The organism is Methanocaldococcus jannaschii DSM 2661 (assembly GCF_000091665.1).
Taxonomy (GTDB): Archaea; AGJL01; Methanococci; order Methanococcales; family Methanocaldococcaceae; genus Methanocaldococcus; species Methanocaldococcus jannaschii.
The window spans coordinates 583,133-607,974 of sequence record NC_000909.1 but is presented as its reverse complement, the minus strand read 5'-3'; the positions used below and the strand labels follow the sequence as shown (position 1 = coordinate 607,974).

Here is a 24,842-nt window from a genome sequence, read left to right as displayed (position 1 = left end):
TATTTACTATCTATTATTTTTAGGTGTAAGTTTTAAATATGACTAACAATTATTTTAGCATAACATCATTATGGATTTTTTGTTTTTGCTTTTTTTATTAATTCATTGAGTAATGATATTATTTTTTAAATCTTAAAAAGGTGAAACTATGGATAATAACTTAGAAATAAAAGATTTGGAAAAAATAGCAAAAAAGGTTAGATATAATATTGTAAAAATGGTTGGTTTAGCAAAGTCTGGACATCCAGGTGGAAGTTTATCAGCAACTGATATTATAGTAGCTCTATACTTTAAACTAATGAACTACTCTCCAGATAATCCATATAAAAAAGATAGAGATAGGTTTGTTTTAAGTAAAGGACATGCTGCTCCAGCATTATATGCAGTTTTGTCTGAGTTGGGTATAATAGAAGAGGAGGAGTTATGGAAATTGAGAAGATTGGAAGGGAAGTTGCAAGGACACCCATCAATGGATACACCAGGAGTTGAGATTTGCACCGGTTCATTGGGACAAGGTTTTTCAGCAGCAGTAGGAATGGCTTTGGGATGTAGATTAGATAAGTTAAACAACTACGTTTATGTCTTATTAGGGGATGGAGAATGTCAAGAGGGTATAGTTTGGGAAGCTGCAATGGCAGCAGCCCACTACAAGTTGGATAACTTAATTGCCTTTATTGATAGAAATAAACTGCAGATAGATGGATGTACTGAGGATGTTATGAGTTTAGGAGATATAAAAGCTAAATTTGAGGCATTTGGATGGGATGTCTTTGAAATAGATGGACATAACTTTGAAGAGATTATAAATACTGTAGAAAAAGCCAAAAGCATGAAAAATGGCAAACCAAAGATGATTATTGCATATACCGTTAAAGGTAAGGGAGTTTCATTCATGGAGAATAATGTTGCATTCCATGGAAAGGCTCCAAATGAAGAACAATTAAAACAAGCATTAGAAGAATTAAGTGAATAAAATTTTATTTTTTGGTGATTTAAATGATTAAAATTGGAGCTTCAATACTATCTGCTGATTTTGGGCATTTAAGGGAGGAGATTAAAAAGGCAGAGGAAGCAGGGGTTGATTTCTTTCATGTTGATATGATGGACGGTCACTTTGTCCCAAATATAAGCATGGGAATTGGAATTGCAAAGCATGTTAAAAAGCTAACAGAACTCCCAGTAGAAGTGCATTTAATGGTGGAAAATGTTGATTTATTTGTTAATGAATTTGAGGAGATGGATTATATAACATTCCACATAGAGGCGGTTAAGTTTCCTTTTAGAATTATAAATAGGATTAAAAGTATTGGAGCTAAGCCGATAGTTGCTTTAAACCCGGCAACACCTTTGGATGCAATAGAGTATATTTTGGGAGATGTTTATGCTGTTTTAGTTATGACTGTTGAACCTGGCTTTTCTGGACAAAAGTTTATTCCAGTGATGACAAAGAAGATTAGAAAGTTAAAGAGCATGATTGTTGAAAATGGATATGATACAAAAATATTCGTTGATGGAGGAATAAATGTTGAAACAGCTCCATTGGCAGTAAAAGCTGGAGCTGATGTTTTAGTTGCTGCATCTGCAATATTTGGAAAGGATGATGTTAAAACAGCCGTTAAAAACTTAAGAGAGGCAGCTTTAGAAGCTTTAAACAAAGATTTTTTAACTAAAAGCTTTAATTCAAATGAAGAAAAACAGTAAAAACAAAAATAATAAATTAATTATTTTGGGTGAAAAATCATGGTTAAGTTGAGTGGAGTTTATAAGGGGATGAGGAAAGGGTATGGAGAAACATTGATAGAGTTAGGGAAAAAGTATGAAAATTTGGTAGTTTTAGATGCTGATTTATCTGGTTCTACACAAACAGCCATGTTTGCTAAGGAATTTCCAGAGAGGTTTTTCAATGCAGGAGTTGCAGAGCAGAACATGATTGGAATGGCAGCGGGATTAGCAACAACTGGTAAGATAGTTTTTGCTTCGTCATTCTCCATGTTTGCATCTGGAAGAGCATGGGAGATAATAAGGAATTTAGTGGCATATCCAAAGTTGAATGTGAAGATTGTTGCTACTCATGCTGGAATTACAGTTGGAGAGGATGGAGCTTCCCATCAGATGTGTGAGGACATAGCTATAATGAGAGCAATCCCAAACATGGTTGTTATTGCCCCAACTGATTACTATCACACAAAAAATGTTATTAGAACTATAGCAGAGTATAAAGGCCCTGTTTATGTAAGAATGCCAAGAAGAGACACTGAGATAATTTATGAAAATGAGGAGGAAGCAACATTTGAAATAGGAAAAGGAAAGATTTTAGTTGATGGAGAGGATTTAACCATTATAGCAACTGGAGAGGAAGTGCCAGAAGCTTTAAGGGCAGGAGAAATATTAAAGGAGAATGGAATATCAGCTGAGATTGTGGAGATGGCTACAATAAAACCAATAGATGAGGAAATTATTAAAAAATCAAAGGATTTTGTTGTTACTGTTGAAGACCATAGCATTATAGGAGGTTTAGGAGGAGCAGTTGCTGAGGTTATTGCCTCAAACGGCTTAAATAAAAAACTATTAAGAATTGGAATTAATGATGTATTTGGAAGAAGTGGAAAGGCAGATGAACTTTTAAAATACTATGGCTTAGATGGGGAGAGCATAGCTAAGAGAATCATGGAAGAAATGAAAAAAGAATAAAAATAAAATAAATAAAATAAAATTATTATTCTATTTTCAAATAAACTTTTATTGTTGGGATTATGAAACTTAGATTTATTGAGTGCCATATACCTAAGCATTTATTTATGGGAATTGATGAAATAAGAGAATGGGATGGGGTTATTTGGGCTAATGTTAAAACAAATGGGACGATTTCAACTATACAAATTTTAACAACATTAAAAGATAGTGAGAAGATTGTTGATAAACTTAAAGAGATGTATGGAGGGGCAAATTATAGAGTTGTTGTATTTGAACCAACTATGACTTATCCACCAATTGAAGAGGAAGAAGAGAAAGAAGAACCAGAGAGACTAATTAGGGAAGAGCTATATAACATAGCCTCAGATATTGCAAATCTAAGTAAAGAAAATATGTTAATGCTTATATTATCAACAATTGTTGCTATAGCTGGAATTTATAAAGATGATGTAGCCTTATTAATAGCTTCAATGATTATAGCTCCTTTATTAGGGCCGAATATAGCTTTATCACTATCAATTACAGTAGCAGACTATAAATTGGCATTAAAAAGTATAAAGACCCTAATAGCTGAGCTGATTTTTGTTATAATTTTATCAATGATTGCTGGGCATTATCTGCCTATATCTTTAGATAATCCACAGATACATTCAAGAATTACCTTAGATTTTTGGAGTATCATTATTGCATTATCGGCAGGGATTGCTGGAAGTTTATCAACGGTATCTAATATTTCATCGATTGCTGTTGGAGTTATGATTGCTATAGCTTTACTGCCACCATTGGCTGTGTTTGGTTTGCTAATAGGGGCTGGTTATGTTGAGCAGAGTTTTTCAGCATTAATTTTATTTTTAATAAATATGATAGCAATAAATTTATCTGCCATTGTTATATTCTCAGCTTATGGAATTTCTCCATATAGATGGTGGAAAAAAGAGGAAGCAAGGAAATATACTCTATATGCAATCTTATTATGGGTTACATTATTTATAGCAATATTTGTGCTAATAATTTATCACTAAATTAAACATATATAGTTGGAGACTATAATTTCATAACAAACTTTTATCAATGATTATGGAGGGAGAGTTATGAAAAAAGGAACTGACTTATTAAAGAAAGGATTTGCCAAGATGGTTAAGCATGGGGTTGTAATGGATGTTACCAACGTAGAACAAGCACAAATAGCCGAAGAGGCTGGAGCTGTTGCAGTTATGGCTTTGGAGAGAGTTCCTGCGGATATTAGGGCAGCTGGTGGAGTTGCAAGAATGTCAGACCCAGCTTTAATTGAAGAGATAATGGATGCTGTCTCAATTCCAGTTATGGCTAAGTGTAGAATTGGACATACAACAGAGGCTTTAGTTTTAGAGGCTATTGGAGTAGATATGATTGATGAAAGTGAAGTTTTAACCCAAGCAGACCCATTCTTCCACATATACAAGAAGAAGTTTAACGTCCCATTTGTCTGTGGAGCAAGAAACTTAGGAGAGGCAGTTAGAAGAATCTGGGAAGGAGCGGCAATGATAAGAACTAAGGGAGAGGCAGGGACTGGAAATATAGTTGAGGCAGTTAGACACATGAGATTGATGAATGAAGCTATAGCTCAATTGCAGAGAATGACAGATGAAGAAGTTTATGGAGTTGCTAAATTCTATGCTAACAGATATGCAGAATTAGCTAAGACAGTTAGAGAGGGAATGGGGTTGCCAGCAACTGTTTTAGAAAATGAGCCAATCTATGAGGGCTTTACACTGGCTGAGATTATTGATGGGTTGTATGAGGTTTTATTAGAAGTTAAAAAATTAGGAAGATTGCCAGTAGTTAATTTTGCAGCTGGTGGGGTTGCAACACCGGCAGATGCTGCTTTAATGATGCAGCTTGGTTCTGATGGAGTATTTGTTGGTTCAGGAATATTTAAATCAGAAAATCCATTGGAGAGAGCAAGGGCAATTGTTGAAGCTACTTATAACTATGATAAGCCTGATATTGTTGCTGAAGTTAGTAAGAATTTAGGAGAAGCTATGAAAGGAATAGATATAACTCAAATAAGCGAAGCTGAGAAAATGCAATATAGAGGAGATTAAATTTGAATTTTACTTCATTTTTTTAATTTTGTTTTAAAATTTTATTGAAAGATTGTAAAAAATATATCAAAATATTTAAGTATTCAATAAAAGTTAAAGAGTGAGATTATGAAAATCACACGAATGCATGGAGCTGGAGGAAAGGTAATGCAGGAGCTTATAAAAGATGTAATATTGAAAAATTTGGAGATAACATCAGTTAATGGAGGAATTGGCTTAGAAAGCTTGGATGATTCAGCAACTATCCCAATAGGTGATAAGGAGATTGTTTTTACTGTTGATGGACACACAGTTAAACCAATATTCTTCCCAGGTGGAGATATTGGAAGATTGGCTGTTAGTGGAACTGTAAATGATTTAGCAGTTATGGGAGCTAAGCCATTAGCTCTATCTCTATCTTTAATAATTCCAGAAGGTTTTAACTTAGAAGATTTGGAGAAAATAGTTAAATCAATAAACGAAACTTCTAAAGAGGCTGAAGTAGCAATAATAACAGGAGATACAAAGGTATCTGATGGAGTTGATGATATCATAATCTCAACTGCTGGAATAGGGATTGTTGATAGGGGAAAGGCAATAAGGGATTGTAATGTTCAAGAGGGAGATGCAATAATTGTTTCTGGAAATATAGGAGAGCATGGATTAGCTATTTTATTATCAAGGGAGGGATTTGATTTTGAAACAAACATAAAATCAGATGTAGCTCCAATAAATAAATTAATTGAGAGGGTTTTAGAAGAGGGCATTCAAATAAATGCCATGAAAGACCCTACAAGAGGAGGTTTGGCAGATGCGTTAAATGAGATGGCTGAAAAGAGTAATATTGGCATAACTATATTTGAGGATAAAATCCCAATAAGTGATGAAGTTCAATCAATTTGTGATATTCTTGGCTTAGACCCTTTAACTATAGCAAATGAAGGAAAGGTAGTTATGGCAGTTAAAAAGGAAGATGCTGAAAGATGCTTAGAGATTTTAAGGGAGCATCCATTAGGAAAGAATGCTGAAATCATTGGCTATGCTACAAAAGAACATAAGGGAGTTATAATAGAGACGATTGTTGGTAGAAGGATAGTGGATATGCCTATTGGCGATCCGATACCAAGAGTTTGTTAATATTCATAATGCAATTTTTAAAAGTTTTGATGAAACTTTTCTAAAAGTTTCATGCGAGACATATTGTTGGTAGGAGAATTGTCGATATGCCGATTGGAGACCCAATACCAAGGGTCTGTTAATCTTCTGTAATATTTTCCTTATTTTGGTGAAATAATGAAAATCATTGGAAAAATTGGAAAAGGTAAAGTAGAAGTTAATGAAAAGACGAAGTTCTCAATACTTTTAAACAATGTTGCTAAAAAAGCTGATATTGCTGAGGGAAAAAGAGCTGTTGAAGATATAATTAGAGTTATCTATAGGCATCAGCCAATATCAACAAAAAAGATTGCTCAAAAAACGAGATTGCCCTTACCAATAGTTGCCAAGGTTAGAACTATCTTAGAGAGAGAAAAAATATTAAAGAGAACTGAAAGAGGAGCAGAGCTAACAGATTTGGGTAAAGAATTTGCTGAAAACTTTTTAAAATTGAAGTATAAAAAATCTCTTACCTGCAAAACTTGTAATGGTAGAGGTATTGTGTTAGATGAATTTTTTGAAGATATTTTAAATAAGGTTAGAGTTTGGGCTAAGAGAAGGCCTTTAGTTGATACAACTATAGACCAATCCTTTGCAACACCAGAAACATCAACTTATAGGGCTGCTTTGATGTATGAAAGAGGAGATTTAGAAGGAAAGAGAATTTTATTTGTTGGAGATGATGACTTAACTTCTTTACCAACCGCTCTAACAAATATGGCTGAGGAAATAGCTGTTGTGGATATAGATGAGAGGATTTTAAAGCTTATAGAAAAATTTTCACAAAAAGAAGGAGTTAAAATTAAAACAATTAAGCATGATTTAAGAAACCCACTACCACAAGATTTAAAGGAGAGATTTGATGTTATCTCAACAGACCCGCCATATACTGTTGATGGCTTAAAGTTATTTTTATCAAGAGGGATAGAAGCGTTAGGAAAAGAAGGGATTGCTTATCTTTCCTATTCTCACAAACCAATAGATGAGTGGCTCTCTATTCAAAAAGCAATTACAAATATGGGTTTTGTTATCTCAGAGTTAATTCCAAACTTTAATTATTATGAAGGTAGTGAGATAATTGCAAACACAACATTTATAGCGAGATTGGTTGGGAAAAATTTGAAGATAAATATTGGAGACACTGAGAAGATATATACTGGTTTAGTTAAGCCAGTTATAAGATATTATAAATGCCTAAAATGTGGAAAAATCCATAAAGTTGGAGAAGAGGTTAAGAAAGTTGAGGATTTAGTTTGTGAGTGTGGAGGGAAGAAATTTAAAATGATTAAGAGGGAAAAGTTGAAAAATGAATAATTAAAAATTTAATCATAGATTAAATCTAAATTATATTTCTCTGCCAACTCCAATGCCTTCTCTATCTCTTCATAAGTTAATCTTCTATTTATATCAGGATATTCCTTAGCTTTATATTCTGGGCGATACTGAAACATAACATTAACTACAGCGTTATCTAAATTTTTTGAGATGAAGTCAAATATTTTCTCTGTGCAACAATCTAAGTGGTTTGGCATTACTAAATGCCTTATTATAACTTCCTCATCTTTTATAAGCAAGTGATTCCTCTTAATTATATCAAAATAGTTTTTAACTTTTGATAATCTTTCTCCACATTCATTATTTCCAAACTTAAAGTCAGTTAAATAGACATCAACAACTCCTTTTAATAAATGCATTCCTTCAACAGTTAGATACATATTTGAATTCCAAACTACCGGGATGTTTTTATCTAAATAGCTTAGAGTTTTTAAAATACTCAATAAATGTGGTGTAGGGTCTCCACCAACAAAATTAACGTTTTTTGAATAATCTCTTTTATGTTTAATAATTTTAGCCATTTCTTTTGGATTATATGGAATACAGTGGTTAGGAATTGTTTTATCAAAATAAACCTGAGATATATCCCAGTTCTGGCAGAAGACACATTTAAAATTACAGCCACAGAAGAAGATTGTATGTGATGGAACTAAAACTCTTTCTTCACCGAGATGTAGAAATTCTGTTGAGTAATAGCTCTCTTTTATCCTACAGAAACCTCTTTCAGTTTCTCTATTTACATAACATCTATGCTCACAAAAATGGCAATTTTTAAAGATATTTTTGGCAATCTCTACTTTTAAGTCCAATAGGTTTGGTTTTACATACTCTAAATCATTAAAATCAAAATTATCAAAATCTACTTTTTTCAAGACCTTGTTATGGATTTCCCATAATTCATTTAGTTCTAATCCCTTAAATTCTTCAACTTCTATACACTTAGCTATTATAAACTTTGCTGGGGCTAAATCTTTTGAAACCGCTAAATATCTACCAAGTTTCATAATCTCACATCAGTTGAGTAATTAATTTAAATAGATAAATTATATGAAGTATAAAAAATTAAAAATTAAGCTTGAAAAATTTATTCCTTAATTAATATTGCATTAACAGTTCCATCCTGCCCAGGTCTTGATGTAACTTTTGCCAATCCAATCTCTGTTTCAATAATTGCTCCTTTTGTTATAACGTTTCTTCTGACATAGTGGATGTTTGCCTTGTTTTCTCTAACTGTTATTATCTTAACTTTCTTACAAGTTCCTGTTTCTGGGTCTAATACGTTAGCAAATCCTGTTCTAACAACCTTAACCTTTAAGTTTCCTCCTCTTGTTCTAACCTTTTTTATTTTAAATGCCTCTTCTGCTACGTGTGTTTCTATTGGTTCTCTACCCATTTCATATTTTCTCTTTTTTCTCGCTGGTCTATACAACCCACCTGTTGGTTTTCTTCTACTTCTTCCTTGCCATACACTCATATTAACACCTGTAATAATTGTTTTTAATATTTTTTAACTGGATTTCTTTCTTATTATTTTATTATTTCCATGCCTTTTGGTTAGTTTATTCCAAATACTTCATAAATTCTATAATTTTTACTTTAAGTTTTGTTTTGTAAAAGAGACACGGGTCAGGCCATGCGAGTCTATGAATAATGAATAAACATACAAGAGATATAAAAACTTAACTATTAACATACCTAAGTTATAAAGTAAAGAAATAAATCTGGTGGGGGAGGGATATGAGATTATCCAAAGAATTTATAGGCTTAGGGATAATTACAGCTTCTCTTATTTTTGGCTCATCTTTACCAGATATATACAAAGGTATTGTTATATTAATAGTTGCTGGATGTTTATGGTTTTTTGAATTATTGCCTCTTCCAGTTACATCCTTAGCAATACCAATAATGGCAGTGTTTTTAGGAATTTTTAATTTAAAAGAGGCTTTAACATACTTTGCCCATCCAATAATATTTTTGTTTTTGGGAGGATTTATGCTTGCACAGGCATTAAAAAATCATAACTTAGATAAATTTATTGCCTATAAGCTACTAAATTATGGAAAGGATTTTAAAACTACATGTTTTTTAATGTTTCTATCGGCTTATTTTCTATCAATGTGGATTAGTAACACCTCTGCCACATTAATTTTGTTGCCCATAGCTCTTGGTCTATTACATAAAAAAACTGGTAAATTGAGAGATTTTTTATTGTTAGGAGTTGCTTATTCTGCCTCTATAGGAGGAATAGCAACAATTATCGGCTCTCCACCAAATGCCATAGCAAGTAGCTATCTAGATTATGGATTTTTTAGCTGGTTTAAAGTGGGATTTCCAATAAGTTTATTGTTATTTTTGATTTGTACTTTAACATTATATATTTACTTTAAAAAGTGGATTCCAAAAGAAGATATTGCTATTCAAGCAAGAATGGAGTTGAGTAGAAACGCTTATAAATTATTGGTCATATTTGTGTTAATAGCTTCACTTTGGATAATTAGCGACTATTTGAGTGAAATTTTTAATGTCCAATATTTTGATTCAGTTATTGCCATATTCGCCATAATTTTATTGTTTGTATTTAATTTAGTTGAAGTTAATGATTTTAAGAAAATAGATTGGGGAACTTTAATTTTATTTGGTGGAGCTTTATGTTTGGGAGGAGTTATTGTTAAGAGTGGAGCAAATACATTCTTATCTGAAAAACTTATAGCTATCTTAGGAAATTTAACTCCAATTGTTCTTTTATTTTTAGTAGTTACAATAACAATAATTCTAACTAATTTTATAAGCAACACTGGATTGACTGGAATAATAGTCCCAATACTATTTGGAGTATCTTTAGGAATTCCAAAAGAGATTTTAATACTGGCTGTTGGTATGTCAGCATCGTGCTCTTTTATTCTGCCAGTAGGGACTCCTCCCAACGCTATTGTATATAGTGAAGGTGTCAAAAAAGAAGAAATGATGAAAATTGGGATGATTTTATCAATACTATCTGCAGCTGTAATAACTCTATATTCCATTCTTTATCTATAAAATTTAGCTATCATTTAGAATATAAAACTTAAATTTTATTAACTAAACATTTAAAATTGGTGATGGTAATGGAAAAAAAGCCATACATTATCTCAAATGTAGGCATGACCTTAGATGGAAAGTTAGCTACTATAAACAACGATTCGAGAATTTCATGCGAAGAGGATTTAATAAGAGTTCATAAGATTAGGGCTAATGTAGATGGGATTATGGTTGGTATTGGGACTGTTTTAAAGGACGACCCAAGATTAACAGTTCATAAGATTAAAAGTGATAGAAATCCTGTTAGAATAGTTGTTGATAGTAAGCTAAGAGTTCCATTAAATGCAAGGGTTTTAAATAAAGATGCTAAAACTATTATAGCAACAACAGAAGATACTAATGAAGAGAAAGAAAAGAAAATAAAAATCTTAGAAGATATGGGAGTTGAAGTAGTTAAATGTGGTAGAGGAAAGGTAGATTTAAAAAAATTGATGGATATTTTATATGATAAAGGGATAAAAAGCATCTTATTGGAAGGAGGAGGAACTTTAAACTGGGGTATGTTTAAAGAGGGCTTAGTTGATGAGGTCTCCGTCTATATAGCTCCAAAAATATTTGGTGGGAAAGAAGCCCCAACATATGTAGATGGGGAAGGGTTTAAAACAGTAGATGAGTGTGTTAAATTAGAATTAAAAAACTTCTATAGGTTAGGAGAAGGAATTGTATTGGAATTTAAAGTAAAGAAATAAATATAATGTGAGAGTTATGCTTCCAAACAAAAAAGCCTTAGAAATTATTAGAAAGTATATGAAAATTTACAATGGAAAGAATGAAAAAGATATTAAAGAGAGATTAATTAAAGAGTTAAAGGAAGAACATGTCTTAGTAGAAACTGAGGATGGAACTTACACTTTAAAGGCAGAGGATGAAGAGGAGATGATGCATTCAAAGGTTGGAGCTTTAAAAGAAGCAATTTATAAGTTTGCTAAGCCATCAAAGATAACTGATTTAAGCAATCCAAGAGTTTTGGATTTGTGCAGTGGTATGGGATACAATGCTATAGCTGCTTTACATTATAACAAAAATGCAGAGATTGATATGGTTGAGATTTGTGAGGAAGTTTTATTTTTAACTTTATTTTTAGATATTCCATATAAAGAGCATGAGATTATAAAAGATAAAGTTAGAGAGTATTTTTTAAATAAAATTGGCATTGAATATAAGTCAGATTATGATAATATCAATCTATACGTTGGAGATGCGAGAAAATTTATAATAAAGAGTGATAAAAAATACAATGTGGTTTTTCACGATGCATTTTCACCAAAAAGAGACCCTACCCTCTACACTTACGATTTTTTGAAAGAAATTTATAAAAGAATGGAAGATAATGGAGTTTTGATATCTTACTCTTCAGCCATTCCATTTAGAAGTGCTTTGGTTGATTGTGGTTTTGTAATTTCAGAAAAGGAGAGTGTTGGGAGAAAAAGAGGAATAACCTTAGCTTATAAAAACCCAAATTTTAAACCAAATAGAATTAATGAGGTTGATGAGAGAGTTATAGCTTTATCAGTTATAGCTTTACCTTATAGGGATGAAACATTAAGCTTAACTAAAGATAAAATAATAGAGGATAGAGAGGAAAGAAGAGAAAAGTTAAAAGAAAAATTAATTAAAATAGGAAAATATCTATCAACAAAACAGATAAAAAAAGGTAACATCCCAGAAGAAATTTTAAAAATTCAAAAAGAGGATTTAAACTCATCAGAAATAATTAAAAAGATGAGATTGAAGTTTTTCAAAGATGCAAACATTTTTATACTATAAGCCCATAGTTGTTGAGGATGCTAAAATCTCTTTTTAGCATCTTTAAAAATTAAATTTTATTGGAAGTGGAATATATGAATTTTAACGAATTAAATTTGTCAGATAATATCTTAAATGCCATTAGAAATAAAGGTTTTGAAAAGCCAACAGATATTCAGATGAAAGTCATCCCACTATTTTTAAATGATGAATATAACATTGTAGCTCAAGCAAGAACTGGAAGTGGGAAAACTGCTTCGTTTGCAATTCCATTAATTGAGCTCGTTAATGAAAACAATGGAATAGAGGCAATTATTTTAACTCCTACAAGAGAATTAGCTATACAAGTGGCTGATGAGATAGAGTCATTAAAAGGTAACAAAAATTTAAAGATTGCCAAAATTTATGGTGGAAAAGCTATATATCCACAAATTAAGGCTTTAAAAAATGCCAATATAGTTGTTGGAACTCCAGGAAGAATTTTAGACCACATAAATAGAGGAACTTTAAATTTAAAAAATGTTAAATATTTTATATTGGATGAGGCAGATGAAATGCTCAATATGGGTTTTATTAAGGACGTTGAAAAGATTTTAAATGCCTGTAATAAAGACAAGAGGATTTTGTTGTTCTCTGCTACTATGCCAAGGGAGATATTAAATTTGGCTAAAAAGTATATGGGAGATTATAGCTTTATAAAAGCTAAGATAAACGCAAATATTGAACAGAGTTATGTTGAAGTTAATGAAAATGAGAGATTTGAAGCTTTATGCAGACTTTTAAAAAATAAAGAATTTTATGGATTAGTTTTTTGTAAAACTAAGAGAGATACTAAAGAATTGGCAAGTATGTTGAGAGATATTGGATTTAAAGCTGGAGCAATTCATGGAGATTTAAGTCAATCTCAAAGGGAGAAGGTTATAAGATTGTTTAAACAAAAAAAGATTAGGATTTTAATTGCCACTGATGTTATGAGTAGAGGGATAGATGTCAATGATTTAAACTGTGTAATTAACTACCATCTTCCACAAAATCCTGAATCTTATATGCATAGAATTGGAAGAACTGGGAGAGCTGGAAAGAAAGGGAAGGCAATATCAATTATAAATAGAAGGGAATATAAAAAACTGAGATATATAGAGAGAGCAATGAAATTGAAAATCAAGAAATTAAAATTTGGATAAATCTTTTTTATTTTTGCTATTGATAAATTTTATTTTATTTATTTTAAATTAATATATCACCCATAGGCACTTGCATAACCACATATACAGAACAAAAAATTCATAAATACTTTTTAACTAAATATTACAAATTAGATATAATTGTTATTTTATTGTTGTTTTATATGTTGTTTTTTTTGGTGGTTATTATGGAAAACGATGAAAAAATTATTGAAGATTTAAAAATTATTAATAGCAAAGCAAAATTTGTTGGAATTAAAATTCTTATGATAAGGCATATTATTGAATCCCATATGAAAGATAAGAAATCAATATATAAAATCTTAGAATCTACAAAAAACACAGAATTATATAAGTTAATTTTAATTGCATGTCCTAAATTAGAAGAAATTAATGAAGAATCAAATTAAATTAATAGAACTTTTAATAAATGTTTTATTGAAATATGATGTCTTTTGGTATTTAAGTTCAAACAGAATTGTATATAAACTGCGGGAAGGTCCTATTTAGAATCTTGAAATTTTTTGGAGTAACATGCCCTCAACTTTGATTGGATACAATATTCTTGCTAATTTAATAGCTGATTTTAGCCTTTCTTCAGAGTCAGAGTATATGGTGTATAAAACATCTCCTTTTTCAACTTTATTTCCTACTTTTACGTTTAGATAGATACCAGCTTTTTTATCATTTGGAGCTCCAGCTTCTTTGGCAATTTTTGTAATTCCAGCATTTGATATTCTTGTAACATACCCATCAATTGGTGAGTGAATATCAGCTTTATATTTTCCAACCTCAATTTCATCTGAACTAACTTCTTTTCCTCCCTGAGCTACAATAATCTCCATAAATTTGTCATGTGCCTTCCCTCTTGCTAATAAATCTTCAGCTAACTCTTTACCTTCTCCAGTAGGAGCTACTCCTCCCATCTCTAACAAAATTCCAGCTAATGAAATAGATTTCTCAACAAGGCTTGTAGGGGCTTGAGTATAATCTTCCAAAGCCAATAATGCCTCTTTTGCTTCTAAAGCTGGACCAATAGCTCTTCCAATTGGCTGTCCTCCGTAAGTTATAGCACATTCAGTAACTATCCTCAATCTATCACTCAATTCAATAAACTTCCTTGCTAAGCTTGATGCCTCTTTTATAGATTTAACTTTTGCTCCATATCCTGTTGGAATATCAATCAATAGCTTATTAACACCCATAGCTAATTTTTTTGCCATGACACTTGATAATAATAAGGGCTCTGGGTCTATGCCAAGAGGTCTTTCAACATTTATTGTTATATCATCTGCAGGAGCTAAATCTAAAGCCCCTCCCCATACCATACAACCGTTTGTTTCTTTAACAACTCTTTTTATTTCTTCAATGGTTAAATCCACTCTTGTTAAAACTTCAACAACATCTGCTGTTCCTGCCGCTGAAGTTATTGCCCTTGAAGATGTTTTTGGAATCTTTAAGCCAGCAGAGGCAACTATTGGCACGACTAATAAAGCATATTTGTTTCCAGGAACTCCTCCAATTGAATGCACGTCAAATATATGCCCCTCCCAATTAACCATCTCTCCAGTTTCAGCCATTCTAATTGTCATTGCTTCAATCTCATCCATATCCATTCCATTTATATATAATGAGGTGACAAAGGCAGATATTTCAATATTTGTTAGCTTTCCATCCACCATCTCATCTATAATTTCAAAAATTTCCTCTTTTTTTAATTTATTTCCATCCATCTTTTTTCTTATATATGGGAGAGATTTAGGTTTTTCAGCATGTTTTATTGTAACAATATCCCCTTCTTTAACACCTAACTCTTTAACTACTTTTTGTGGAAGCCCTATTTCTCCTCTGTTTATCAATGTGGTTGAAGAATGTAGGATTCCAATAACTTCTTTTCCTTTAAACTCCACAACTACTCTATCTTGAGGGAAATACTGAGAGCTTTTTAAGTCTTCAGAATTAATTAAAACCAAATTCTCCAAGTCAATATCTAAAACTCTAACTTTTAGAAATAGCATTTAAATCACCACTAATTTCTTTATCTATTAAATTTTTATATTTTCTAAACTTTATATATTTTCTTTAATATTACTTCTCATTGGTGAAAACATGAAGCTTATAAAAAATTTAATGCCCTTAAAAAGTGCTGAAAAGATTGTTTTTGAAAAATTATCAGAGTATTTGGATGAGAATAAAAAAGTTAAAGAAGTTGATATTGTTGAAGCTTTAAACAGGATATCTGCTGAAGATATTAAAGCTCCAATTGATTTACCTTATTTTAATAAGGCTGCGATGGATGGTTATGCTGTTATAGCGGAAGATACTTTTGGAGCTTCTGAAACAAACCCAATAATACTAAATCTTGCTGATGGAGATGAAATAACTTATGGAGAAGCTAAAAAAATATTCACTGGAGATAAACTACCAAAAAATGCCAATGCTGTTGTTATGAAAGAGTTTTGCAATGAAGTTGATGATTTTGTTGAAGTTTATAAAACTGTTCATCCAAACGAAAATGTCTCAAGGATTGGGGAGGATGTTAAAAAGGGAGATGTAGTTTTGAAAAAGGGGGAGATTATTAATCCTTATCATCTAAATATGCTCGCATCTTTAGGAATTAAAAAAATTAAGGTTTATGATTTAAGTTTTGGTATAATATCTACGGGAGATGAGCTCATCAATTTGGATGAAATTAGGGATATTGAGGAAGATATTAGTAAATTAGATGGGAAAATTATAAATTCCAATTCATATATGTTATATGGTTTAGTAAAAAATCTTGGGTTTAATGCAAAAATTTATGATATTGTTAAAGATGATAAAGAAAAACTAAAGAAAGCTATTAAAACAGCTTTGAGTGAAAATGACGCTTTATTAATAACTGGAGGAACTTCTGTGAGTGAGAGAGATATAACTGTTGAGACTGTCAGAGAATTGGGAGATGTTATAGTTCATGGTGTAAATATAAGACCTGGAAAACCATTTGGATTTGGAATAATTAATGATAAACCAGTCTTCATGCTGTCTGGCTATCCTGTAGCTTCAGCTGTTCAATTTGAGTTATTTATTCAAAGATTTTTTATAGAAAGGAAGAAAGTTACCTTACCTTTAAAAAGAAATATGGCCTCTGAGCTTGGTAGAGTTGATTTTGTTAGAGTTAAGGTGGATATAGAAGTAGAACCTATAAGAATTACTGGAAGTGGAGTTATTTCCTCGTTAATAAAAAGTGACGGCTATATCTTAATTCCAGAAAATGTTGAAGGTTATGAAAAAGGAGAGCTTGTAGATGTGTATTTGCTAAAATGATTATTTATAATTATTGATGGGTGATTAACTTGGATGTGTGGATTGATTTAACAACCATAGGGCTTCGCCCTATTGGGATATCCAGAGCGGGATTGCCTTTGGCAACCCCACTTTCTATTTGGAGGTGTGTCCCAATAGAGGGGCTATATCCCCTCTATAGTGCGATACCCAGAGGGAACTCTACGTTCAACCCACTTAAATATATTTAATGGGTGATTAACTTGGATGTATGGATTGATTTAACAAACGCCCCCCATGTGCATTATTTCTGCCAATTGATAAAAAAATTTGAGAAAGAAGGGATTGAGTATTTATTAACTTTTAGAGATTCAGGGAATTTAGCTAAATTAGTTGAAATTTACAATTTTGTAGGGAAGTGTATAGGAAAGCATGGAAACACGTTGAAGGATAAGTTAATTTTCTACGCTGAGAGGGTTATTGGATTAACTGAACTAATATCAAATGTAAAGCCAAAAGTAGCTATAGCAAAACACTCCGTTGAGTTGCCAAGGGTAGCTTTTGGTTTGAACATTCCAGTAATCTTTGTTGTAGATAATGAACACGCTGAAGCTCAAAATAAATTAACTCTACCATTGGCAGATGAGATTATTAAACCTATAGCAACAGATGAAAATAAGCTGAAAGAATTTGGAGGAAGAAATTTTATAAGCTTTGAAGGAACTTGTGAAGTGGCAAATGTAAATTCACGGCTAAAGGGTTATTATCCAATAGATAATGAAATTTTAAAAAAATTGGGAATTTGTGATGATAATCCAACAATAGTTATGAGACCTTGCCCAAACTCTTCTTATTGTAATGGACATAAAGATATACTACCAAAAATTATTGAAAAGCTTCAAAAAAGAATTGACTGTAATATAGTTGTGTTCCCAAGGGATGAACATCAAAAAGAGATATATAGAGAGGTTAATGCTATAGTTCCAAAAGAGACAATAGATGCTCTTTCTTTATTGTATAATTCCGATTTCATGATTGGTGCTGGAGGAACGATGAACAGGGAAAGTGCTATCTTAGGCATTCCAACGGTATCTTGCTATCCTCAAGAGTTACTTGGAGTTGATAAATATTTAATTGAAAAAGATAGGATGATTCATACAAATGATATCAAGGAAATAATAAACTATGTTGAAGATAATTTAGGAAAAAGAATGGGTGTTATTGAGTTAGAAGACCCAACTGATTTAATGTTTGAAAGGGTTTGTAATTATTTAAAATAAATATTAAATATTAATTTTTCTTTGGAAATCTTCTATATAGACAGTTTGGATAATTTGTGCATCCCAAGAACTCTCCTTTTTTTGTTCTAACTACTCTCAACTTAGCTCCACACCATGGGCAAGTGTTATCATCTATCTTTGACATTATATCCAATATAGCTGGATTTTTATTACACAATCTCTCTTTATTGTAAATTATTTTATTGTTTATGGTATCAACATATACAATGAAGTTTTTAAACAAGTGAGAGTTTTCTAAATCAATTATAACTCTACCATTATTGATTTTTATTCCGGGTGTTATTTGCATATTTGTTTTTATTGGTATTAAATAATAACCTTGCCCAGAATACTCTAAAATTCCCATATTATATTTTATCCTTCCAATTAACCAATTGTAATCTCTATTAGCAACGAATCTTATTGTTTCATCAATATTGTCAAACATATTTTTCTCTTTTATATTGTTAAGAACTTCTTTAATGAAATTGTCTTCTTCATAGCCCTTAGTGAGCATTTCTATAGCTTTTTCAATAAACTCAGTTTTATCAAATTTTATTAATAATAAGAGTCCGTTAAATGCATTAGCAACAACATACTTTTCTTTTTCAATAATATCTCTCCTGTCAAATATGTAGTAGATTCTTGCAAAAATCTGTTTCTGACCTTTTGGTGAAATCACTTTTTTAATTTCAAATTCTTTTTTATATGAATTTGTTATTCCATAGTAAAATACTGGCATTTTAGCATTTTCAATTCCTATTATTGATATAAACCCCTCTGGAACTTTCCAATTTTGTTCATAAGTTTCAGAATTCAGTTTAGTGGCATTGAAGTGTAAATCTTTTGATAAAATTTCAAATAATTCATTTAAAACTTCTCCCATATTATCCCTCCGTAAAACTAAATTTTTCAAATTTTATAAAATTAAATTGTTAAATTTAAATATTTGGTTTAGGCAATGGCTCGTTTTCTGTTTCAACAACCACCAATAACGGCTTATTCTTTTTTAAATAGCCTTTAATTTCTGAACCAATTTCATCAACATTTTCAATGTAGCAATTATCTATTTCAAATGCATCAGCTATTTTGTTGAAGTTTGGATTTTTTATCTTGCAGAACTCTGCCAAACTGTTATTTTTCATCACAACCATTAAGATTTTTAAGTTATTTTCAGCTACAACTTGCAACTCCTCAACATTCATCAAAAATCCGCCATCCCCACTAATTAATACAACTTCTCTATCGATGTTGAAATCTATAGTTCCAAATTTTACTCCAATGGATGCAGGCAAACCAAAACCCATAGTTCCAAATGAGTGTGAGGAAATGATATTTCTTGGAATAACGCAGGTTTTTAATAAGCAGGTAAATACAGTATGCTTACCAGCATCTGTAACTATTATGGCATCTTCTGGAATATTTTTAATAATCTCATAGATTTTGTTTGAGTAATCTCCAGAAGGCTGAAATTTGTTGCTATTTTTATATATCCAGCTACTATTTTTTACATCTAAATTTTCAAAAAATTCTTTTAACTCTTTGATGCTTTTTGGTTTTAGTTGTATATTTTCAGTTTTACTTAAAAGCTTTTCCCTAACACTCTCTACATAGGTGTTGTAAGATAGAGATGAGCCGATATTTATTATCTTATCTGCCTCTAACAAAGATTTTAAATCCCCTCTCCTCCCAACTAAGCCTATGCAGTTCTCTAATTTTTCATTAATAACTCCTCTCGCTGGAAATGTTGTAGCTATGGGACAGTTTATCTTTTCTAATATTTTTGATATTTTTACTATCTCTTTATAACTTAAAGTCCCAAATATACCCTGCCCAATTAAAAATAGTGGTTTTTTGACATCTATTTCTTTTATGTTGTTGGAAGGAGTTTCATCATCTTTATATATATCTGTATATGTGGTTATATTTATATCTTTTGCTTCTTCCTTGTATAAATCAACTGGAATATTTAGCTGAACAGGTTTTTTATTAAATAGGCAGTCAGCAAATGCTTTTGCTATATAACTTACTTCAGCTTTATCAACAAAATATCCTTTATAAAAATTTAAAAAATCCATATTTACCTCTTGAAAATAATTTTTGCCAATATATTTTCTCTGACATCTTCCAGTAATTGCCAATACAGATGAATTATCCTTATAGGCTGTTGCTATTGGCGTTGTTAAATTCGTAGCTCCAGGACCTGCAGTAGCTAAGCAAACTCCTATATAGTTAGTTATTCTTGCATAGCCATCAGCCATGAACCCTGCTCCTCTCTCATCCCTAACCATAATATTTTTTATACTGCTACCCTCTATTTCATTATACAACGGCAATATCTGCTCTCCCGGATAGGAAAATATAGTTTTTACATTTCTTTCTAAGAAATCTACCATAGCTTCTAAGAATTTAATATTACCACCCACAAAAATATTGATTTAAACGGTGAGATTGTGGATAAAAGGATTTTAGTTAGATTGGCAATCTATCCTATCGCCTATGTCTTATGGGGCGGGTTGATGTGGTATTCTCAAATTATAACTCCACTTGATGTAACAAATTTGTTATTAAAGCTTCCCTTATGCAATAAAGAATTTTATATATTTTTACAGTCATTACCAAATATTGTTATTGAATTTTTTAAAATTATTTATTTATATGGATTTTCTTCTATGATTATTGGAGGTATCGCCTATTATCTATTTATAAAGAGAGATTTTTTGAAGAGTGATATTATTTTAATTGACTTAGCTTTAGGTTGGCTGTTTGCTGGTTTAATATACACCTTTGTCGTTGTAAAATCTCCATTTCAGGTAGGTGTTGCTAAGGATTTAATAAATATGCATTATTTTTGGATATTTACAAAACCAACATACGAAATTCCATCATTGCATACAGCATATTCTTTTTTGTTAGCATTACATTTTAAAGATGAAAAGCCATTAAATTATATTTATTTTGCACTGGCGATATTAATTCCAATTTCAACTCTAATTATGGGAATGCACTGGATTGTTGATGTCATTACAGGGGTTTTATATGGTTATATTATATATAAATTCCCTAAAACCATTCATATAAAAATTAGTAAAGCACTTGATTTTTTAGCTGGACATATAAAACCATGTATTTTATGTGGAAAGTGTAAGGAGAGGGAAACTCATGAAAAATAAGAAAATAAAATTTGATGTCTATTTGAATGGAATAGCTTATCATTGTATAAAATGCGGATTCTGCTGTGATGCTCCAACTGTTACAAAAAAGGACTTGGCTAAAATAGCTGGTTATCTAAAAATACCATTTGATGAGGTTTTAAAGCGATATGTTAGATTTTTTAATGGATATATTGGTGAGCTTAAAGAAGTTGGAGGAAAATGCATATTTTTAGATAAAAAAACCAAAAAATGTAAAATTTATAAAGTTAGGCCTTTAATTTGTAGGTTAAGACCTTACTCAGTCCAAGTTAGAAATGGAAAATTAACTTTAACCTATGATATATGGTTTTTAAGGTATTGTAGAGGGCTTTATTTGGGAGATGGTAAAGTTGAGGATGAATACTTTAAATATGCTGAACTTGTTTTAAAATACTTAGGATTTGAGGAGGGTGTTGATGAAGAAGAGTTTAAAAGGGCTAAAGAGAGGTTATTGGAAGAATCTTTAAAGTATAGAAAAAAGAAAGATTAAACCTTTTTATTTATAGTTGTGTAAAAATATAAAAATATTTGCACATCCATAAGTATTTATACCCCTTTTGACAAGGTTGTTATTGAGCGAAATGCGATGAATCCTTAAATAAATTTGGTGAATTGAATGTTTAATAATAAAGGAAGAAGAAATGTAAGAAATAATGAAGTTAGAAGAAATGTTCCAGTTAAAGAAGGCGAAACCTACACTGTTACAATTGAAGATATGGGTAGAGGCGGAGACGGAATAGCAAGAGTTGAAGGATTCGTTGTCTTCGTCCCTGAAACACAAAAAGGAGAAACAGTCAATGTAAAAATAACTGCTGTAAAAAGTAAGTTTGCATTTGCAGAAAAAATTTAAAATCTCTTTAAGGTTTAGCTAAACCTTTCAATACTTTTTTCATTTTGAGAAACAATTTAAAGATTAACAAAATTAATTATTAATTAGAGTTTATTTTCCTAATTCATCCAATAAAGCGTTGATAATTGCCATTAATATTCCTTCTTTAATTGCCCTTGACTTAATTTTTTCAGCAACTTTTAATGCTTCTCTGTATTTCTTTATTTCTATTAATTTCATAGCTATTTTTTCCAAATCAGTTTCTGTCTTAATTTTCTCCACTAAAGCCATTGCTTTGTCTATTTCTCCATTTTCAATGTATGCAATAGCAACCTTTCTCAAAACCTCATCTTTCAATCCAAAACTTGATATCTTCTCTGCAACTTTAACAGCTTCATCGCAGTAACCTTTTTCTATTAAAGTTAAAGCAATTATCTCTAACTGAGCGTCTCCTTTTATTTCTTCAACTTTTTTAAGGACTTCTTCTATTTTTCCTTCCTCAATTAATTTTATTATTTCACTAACCATTTTTATTCACCATTTTAGAATTTTTATTCATGTTTTTTACATTATCTACTATGTATCCACTTGATATATATAATTTACTATTTTGTGTAAATTTATGTCATAATATTGGACATCTATAAATATAAAAATTAAAAAAGTTAAATCGGATTATATAAATTTATAAAACTTCCCAGTATAGCCAAGAGATTTTAAAAAAGCAATATCATCATTATTTAACTCATATTTTTTTGTTGGAGGAACTTCTTTCCCATCCCTTGCATATATAACTCCTTCTTTTTTCTTAGCGCCCAAGTATTTCCCTGCATTACCATCAACAACTATTATCCCATCTCTCATTTCAAAACCTGTGAAGTCATTAGTATTTCCGTTAATTATAACAGTTCCACCATTTAAAACAGCCCCAGTATTTTTTCCAGCATTTCCATTAACAATAACCTTTCCCTTTCTCATTAAAATTCCAGTGGATAAATCAACATCTCCATTAACTACAATTGTTTTATCTTCATTTAACCTTGCTCCAACAGTATCTCTTTTTATTTTATCATTAATCTCTAAAATTCCTTTATTTTTATCAAATTTATTTGGTTTTAGAAGCTTCTCTTCTTTATATCTCTCTTCAACAAACTCTGTTATGGATATAAATTTCCTATATCCTTTTATATCGCTTTCAACTTCAATAACATTCCCCATCGGCTCTTTTATCTTATTTTTTTCATTAATATAGACGGTTCCAGACAACATGCTTATTCCAAATCTTGTATCGACATCTCCATCCACTATAACAGTTCCTACTTTTATCCTTTCTCCACTTCCACTAAAATATTTTAAATCAACGCCCATAGAGGAGCAGAATCTTTTCCCTACATTTCCTTTAATATAAACTACCCCTCCATTCTTTAAATGCTCTACAAGGGTTTTAAAGGTAATATTTTCTTTTATCTCAGTTTCTGGATTGAATTTACTCTGCCATATAAAGTTGTAGGTAAAGTCGCATAAGCAATCTACTGGTTTATCTAACTTCAATGTTAAAACTTTATCTTTATTTTCATTTAAAAACTCATCCAATTTCTTTTTATTGGATTTTTTGAAGATGTTGAATAGCATAAACCCCACCAAAATTTTATTTGTTCAATCTTATTTTTGTTTTAAATTGTTATTTAAAGTTTCTATATTTGTAAATTTAAATTTACAAATATAGTTTCAAAATAAAAATAAAAAAGAAGAAAATAAGAATTGATTTATTCTTCCTTCAATAATCCTGCAGCATCTAAAGCTAATTTAACTTCTTCTGTTGAAGCTCCTTTTGGGATATCAACTTTCTTTTCTGTTGGTTCTAAGTGTTTTATGTTGCATCTTCTTCTCTTAACTAACCCATCAACTATAACGAAGTTTTTATCTAAGATATCTACGATAACACAAACTTTTCCTGCTTCTCTTCCTGCTGTTTTTATACAAACTCTTCCTACTTCAATAGCTGGCATTTACCTCACCTCATTTTTGTTGTTGTGACTCTCGCGAATCACAACTCATCCTCCAATGAGGGAGGTTTAATATCGCCCCCTCGTTTTTATTTTTTTAAGTTATCAATAGCAGAGGAGACAATATTAAACACTCCCTCCACGTCCCATTTTGAAGTATCAATAACTAAATCGTAAATAGATAAGTCATCTAAATCTATATTATAAATTTCTTTATATCTTTTTTTCTCACTTGCTTCTCTTTCAATCATCTTTTTTAAAGCAACGTCTTTATCTATATTTTCTCTCTTGCTAATTCTTTCAGCTCTGACTTCAAGGGGGGCTTTAAACCAGATTGTTAAATCTGGCTTAATTCCATTTTTTAAAAGCATCCATGCGGCTAATCTTCCCTCTAATACAACATTTCCCTGCTTTGCTATCTCTACCTGTCTTCTGTCTATTTCTTCATCAATCTCTTTATGCTGTTCTGCATACTTGCTGAATTCCTGTAAATCCATTCCCATCTCTTTTGCCATCTCTCTAAATATGAATCCTGCACATACGTGTCTTAAGTTATATTTCTCTGCTATCATCTTTGCAATTGTTGTAGTTCCTGTCCCTGGCAGCCCCCCAATGGTGATTATCATCTATTCACCCATCCAAAATGGATTTAATTAGTATAAATATTTTTTCATTGTAATTTTGATGGCATTAATTAAAATAATTTTAATTAATTTAGAGGTTTCTTGCCTTCTGAATCATCAATCTCTTTAAGCATCTTGGGCATAAGTAGCCTCCGTAAGGTCTCTCTGGTCTTCTCTGTGATTTTGGTAATTTTCTTATCTCAACAGGCCTTCCTCTTGGAACTCCGTGTAATTCAGCTCCACATATAGCACATTTTGGTTTGCCTGGCTTTCTTCTCTTATAATGGATAACTATTCTTCCTCCTGGTGTTCTTCTGTATATTCTTCTGTATGACCTTGACCTGTATCTTGGTGCTGGCATGTTTAACTCACCTTTTAGTATGAATTTTGA

27 protein-coding genes are annotated in these 24,842 nt (G+C 31.1%); 17 read left to right on the top strand and 10 right to left on the bottom strand.

The window, feature by feature from the left end:
- The first annotated feature begins 148 nt into the window (after positions 1-148).
- From MJ_RS03585 to MJ_RS03555, 7 genes are all read left to right on the top strand, one after another.
- The gene (locus MJ_RS03585; protein WP_010870186.1) at positions 149-973 is read left to right on the top strand and encodes a transketolase; all 825 of its coding nucleotides are present in this window, start codon (positions 149-151) and stop codon (positions 971-973) included.
- A gap of 23 nt (positions 974-996) precedes the next feature.
- The gene (gene rpe, locus MJ_RS03580) at positions 997-1,701 is read left to right on the top strand and encodes a ribulose-phosphate 3-epimerase (protein ID WP_010870185.1); all 705 of its coding nucleotides are present in this window, start codon (positions 997-999) and stop codon (positions 1,699-1,701) included.
- Between the two features lie 39 nt (positions 1,702-1,740).
- Complete coding sequence (locus MJ_RS03575; protein ID WP_010870184.1) at positions 1,741-2,691, top strand: transketolase family protein; 951 nt, start codon at positions 1,741-1,743, stop codon at positions 2,689-2,691.
- A 62-nt stretch (positions 2,692-2,753) separates the two neighbouring features.
- On the top strand, positions 2,754-3,716 hold the full coding sequence (locus tag MJ_RS03570) for a TIGR00341 family protein (protein WP_010870183.1): 963 nt from the start codon (positions 2,754-2,756) through the stop codon (positions 3,714-3,716).
- A 69-nt stretch (positions 3,717-3,785) separates the two neighbouring features.
- Positions 3,786-4,778, top strand: a complete 993-nt coding sequence (pdxS, locus tag MJ_RS03565; RefSeq protein ID WP_010870182.1) for a pyridoxal 5'-phosphate synthase lyase subunit PdxS — start codon at positions 3,786-3,788, stop codon at positions 4,776-4,778.
- Positions 4,779-4,886: 108 nt separating this feature from the next.
- On the top strand, positions 4,887-5,894 hold the full coding sequence (hypE, locus tag MJ_RS03560) for a hydrogenase expression/formation protein HypE (RefSeq protein ID WP_010870181.1): 1,008 nt from the start codon (positions 4,887-4,889) through the stop codon (positions 5,892-5,894).
- 156 nt (positions 5,895-6,050) lie between these two features.
- The gene (locus MJ_RS03555) at positions 6,051-7,226 is read left to right on the top strand and encodes a bis-aminopropyl spermidine synthase family protein (protein WP_010870180.1); all 1,176 of its coding nucleotides are present in this window, start codon (positions 6,051-6,053) and stop codon (positions 7,224-7,226) included.
- A gap of 8 nt (positions 7,227-7,234) precedes the next feature.
- On the opposite strand, the gene MJ_RS03550 is transcribed toward MJ_RS03555, so the two are convergent.
- Positions 7,235-8,251, bottom strand: a complete 1,017-nt coding sequence (locus MJ_RS03550) for a radical SAM protein (RefSeq protein WP_010870179.1) — start codon at positions 8,249-8,251, stop codon at positions 7,235-7,237.
- 80 nt (positions 8,252-8,331) lie between these two features.
- Positions 8,332-8,721 carry a 30S ribosomal protein S8e gene (locus tag MJ_RS03545; protein ID WP_010870178.1) on the bottom strand — a complete coding sequence of 130 codons (390 nt, stop codon included), beginning with the start codon at positions 8,719-8,721 and terminating at the stop codon, positions 8,332-8,334.
- Between the two features lie 263 nt (positions 8,722-8,984).
- On the opposite strand from MJ_RS03545, the gene MJ_RS03540 reads away from it, so the two are divergent.
- The 5 genes from MJ_RS03540 to MJ_RS03520 all read left to right on the top strand — a co-directional run bounded on the left by MJ_RS03540 (position 8,985) and on the right by MJ_RS03520 (position 13,665).
- Positions 8,985-10,283 carry a DASS family sodium-coupled anion symporter gene (locus MJ_RS03540; protein WP_010870177.1) on the top strand — a complete coding sequence of 433 codons (1,299 nt, stop codon included), beginning with the start codon at positions 8,985-8,987 and terminating at the stop codon, positions 10,281-10,283.
- Positions 10,284-10,351: 68 nt separating this feature from the next.
- Complete coding sequence (locus MJ_RS03535) at positions 10,352-11,014, top strand: 2,5-diamino-6-(ribosylamino)-4(3H)-pyrimidinone 5'-phosphate reductase (protein ID WP_064496578.1); 663 nt, start codon at positions 10,352-10,354, stop codon at positions 11,012-11,014.
- Between the two features lie 16 nt (positions 11,015-11,030).
- On the top strand, positions 11,031-12,092 hold the full coding sequence (locus MJ_RS03530) for a tRNA (5-methylaminomethyl-2-thiouridine)(34)-methyltransferase MnmD (RefSeq protein WP_064496577.1): 1,062 nt from the start codon (positions 11,031-11,033) through the stop codon (positions 12,090-12,092).
- 74 nt (positions 12,093-12,166) lie between these two features.
- On the top strand, positions 12,167-13,255 hold the full coding sequence (locus MJ_RS03525) for a DEAD/DEAH box helicase (RefSeq protein ID WP_083774542.1): 1,089 nt from the start codon (positions 12,167-12,169) through the stop codon (positions 13,253-13,255).
- 188 nt (positions 13,256-13,443) lie between these two features.
- Positions 13,444-13,665, top strand: a complete 222-nt coding sequence (locus MJ_RS03520; protein WP_064496576.1) for a hypothetical protein — start codon at positions 13,444-13,446, stop codon at positions 13,663-13,665.
- A gap of 96 nt (positions 13,666-13,761) precedes the next feature.
- On the opposite strand, the gene MJ_RS03515 is transcribed toward MJ_RS03520, so the two are convergent.
- Positions 13,762-15,273 (bottom strand): AMP phosphorylase, encoded by a 1,512-nt coding sequence (locus MJ_RS03515; RefSeq protein WP_010870172.1) that lies wholly within the window; start codon positions 15,271-15,273, stop codon positions 13,762-13,764.
- 91 nt (positions 15,274-15,364) lie between these two features.
- Between MJ_RS03515 and MJ_RS03510 the strand changes: the two genes are divergently transcribed.
- On the top strand, positions 15,365-16,561 hold the full coding sequence (locus MJ_RS03510) for a molybdopterin molybdotransferase MoeA (protein ID WP_010870171.1): 1,197 nt from the start codon (positions 15,365-15,367) through the stop codon (positions 16,559-16,561).
- Between the two features lie 221 nt (positions 16,562-16,782).
- A complete protein-coding gene (locus MJ_RS03505) occupies positions 16,783-17,799 on the top strand; it encodes a DUF354 domain-containing protein (protein ID WP_064496575.1) in 1,017 nt (338 codons plus the stop codon).
- Positions 17,800-17,809: 10 nt separating this feature from the next.
- Here the strand turns inward: MJ_RS03505 and MJ_RS03500 are convergent, their stop codons facing one another.
- Positions 17,810-18,685: a topoisomerase DNA-binding C4 zinc finger domain-containing protein gene (locus MJ_RS03500; RefSeq protein ID WP_064496574.1), complete on the bottom strand. Its 876-nt coding sequence runs from the start codon at positions 18,683-18,685 to the stop codon at positions 17,810-17,812.
- Between the two features lie 55 nt (positions 18,686-18,740).
- Positions 18,741-20,195 carry a thiamine pyrophosphate-binding protein gene (locus MJ_RS03495; protein ID WP_209320035.1) on the bottom strand — a complete coding sequence of 485 codons (1,455 nt, stop codon included), beginning with the start codon at positions 20,193-20,195 and terminating at the stop codon, positions 18,741-18,743.
- 57 nt (positions 20,196-20,252) lie between these two features.
- Here MJ_RS03495 and MJ_RS03490 point away from each other — a divergent pair, with 57 nt between their 5' ends.
- The 3 genes from MJ_RS03490 (at position 20,253) to MJ_RS03480 (ending at position 21,843) form a co-directional block, all read left to right on the top strand.
- Complete coding sequence (locus tag MJ_RS03490; protein ID WP_010870167.1) at positions 20,253-20,972, top strand: phosphatase PAP2 family protein; 720 nt, start codon at positions 20,253-20,255, stop codon at positions 20,970-20,972.
- Positions 20,962-21,483, top strand: coding sequence for a YkgJ family cysteine cluster protein (locus MJ_RS03485; RefSeq protein ID WP_083774541.1), 522 nt, complete (start codon positions 20,962-20,964; stop codon positions 21,481-21,483). Before MJ_RS03490 ends, MJ_RS03485 begins: the two co-directional genes overlap by 11 nt.
- Positions 21,484-21,609: 126 nt before the next feature.
- A complete protein-coding gene (locus MJ_RS03480; RefSeq protein ID WP_010870165.1) occupies positions 21,610-21,843 on the top strand; it encodes a TRAM domain-containing protein in 234 nt (77 codons plus the stop codon).
- 90 nt (positions 21,844-21,933) lie between these two features.
- Here MJ_RS03480 and MJ_RS03475 read toward each other — a convergent pair whose 3' ends face one another.
- From MJ_RS03475 to MJ_RS03455, 5 genes are all read right to left on the bottom strand, one after another.
- On the bottom strand, positions 21,934-22,350 hold the full coding sequence (locus tag MJ_RS03475; RefSeq protein WP_010870164.1) for a hypothetical protein: 417 nt from the start codon (positions 22,348-22,350) through the stop codon (positions 21,934-21,936).
- A gap of 147 nt (positions 22,351-22,497) precedes the next feature.
- Complete coding sequence (locus tag MJ_RS03470; RefSeq protein ID WP_010870163.1) at positions 22,498-23,454, bottom strand: GltB/FmdC/FwdC-like GXGXG domain-containing protein; 957 nt, start codon at positions 23,452-23,454, stop codon at positions 22,498-22,500.
- Positions 23,455-23,588: 134 nt separating this feature from the next.
- Positions 23,589-23,831 carry a 50S ribosomal protein L14e gene (locus tag MJ_RS03465; protein WP_010870162.1) on the bottom strand — a complete coding sequence of 81 codons (243 nt, stop codon included), beginning with the start codon at positions 23,829-23,831 and terminating at the stop codon, positions 23,589-23,591.
- Between the two features lie 86 nt (positions 23,832-23,917).
- Complete coding sequence (cmk, locus tag MJ_RS03460) at positions 23,918-24,454, bottom strand: (d)CMP kinase (protein WP_010870161.1); 537 nt, start codon at positions 24,452-24,454, stop codon at positions 23,918-23,920.
- An 88-nt stretch (positions 24,455-24,542) separates the two neighbouring features.
- The gene (locus MJ_RS03455) at positions 24,543-24,812 is read right to left on the bottom strand and encodes a 50S ribosomal protein L34e (protein WP_010870160.1); all 270 of its coding nucleotides are present in this window, start codon (positions 24,810-24,812) and stop codon (positions 24,543-24,545) included.
- Positions 24,813-24,842: the final 30 nt, after the last annotated feature.